This window comes from Streptomyces sp. NRRL S-1022, from assembly GCF_000720135.1.
Classification (GTDB): domain Bacteria; phylum Actinomycetota; class Actinomycetes; order Streptomycetales; family Streptomycetaceae; genus Streptomyces.
The window spans coordinates 1-903 of record NZ_JOIU01000094.1 but is presented as its reverse complement, the minus strand read 5'-3'; the positions used below and the strand labels follow the sequence as shown (position 1 = coordinate 903).

Annotated in this window: 1 protein-coding gene; it reads left to right on the top strand. The window is 71.0% G+C overall.

From position 1 onward, the window contains the following. Positions 1–903: beta-ketoacyl synthase N-terminal-like domain-containing protein (locus tag IG05_RS0140940; protein ID WP_030349170.1), on the top strand; the 903-nt coding region annotated here is incomplete at both ends.

Below are 903 nucleotides of genomic sequence, written 5' to 3'. Positions count from 1 at the left end.
TTCGGGATTTCGCCGCGTGAGGCGTTGGCGATGGATCCGCAGCAGCGGGTGTTGCTGGAGACGGCGTGGGAGACGTTCGAGGATGCGGGGATCGATCCGACGTCGTTGCGGGGCAGCCAGACGGGCGTCTTCACCGGCATCTGGTCCTCCGGCTACGGCGACCGGGCACCCGCCGACGCCGAGGGCTATCTCGGTACGGGCGCCGCGACCAGCGTGACCTCCGGCCGGATCGCCTACCTGCTGGGGCTGGAGGGCGCGGCGGTCTCGCTGGACACCGCCTGCTCGTCCTCGCTGGTGGCGATCCATCTGGCGGCGCAGGCGCTCCGCTCGGGGGAGTGTTCGCTGGCCCTGGCCGGCGGGGTGACCGTGATGGCGACCCCGCTGGGGTTCACGGAGTTCTCGCGCCAGCGCGGCCTGGCTCCCGACGGCAGGGTGAAGGCGTTTGCCGAGGCAGCCGACGGTACGGCCTGGGGTGAGGGTGCGGGTCTGGTGCTGCTGGAGCGGTTGTCGGACGCCCGTCGCAACGGTCACCGGGTGCTGGCGGTGGTGCGGGGTTCGGCGGTGAACCAGGACGGCACCTCCAACGGTCTCGGGGCGCCCAATGGTCCGTCGCAGGAGCGGGTGATCCGTCAGGCGCTGGCGAACGCGGGACTGTCGACGGCGGACGTGGATGCGGTGGAAGCGCACGGTACGGGGACGACGCTCGGCGATCCCATCGAGGCCCAGGCGCTGCTGGCGACGTACGGTCAGGGGCGCGATGAGCCGTTGTGGTTGGGGTCGGTGAAGTCGAACATCGGTCATACCCAGGCGGCGGCCGGTGTGGCTGGTGTGATCAAGATGGTGATGGCGATGCGGCACGGGCAGTTGCCGCCGACGCTGCATGTCGACGCGCCGACCTCGCAC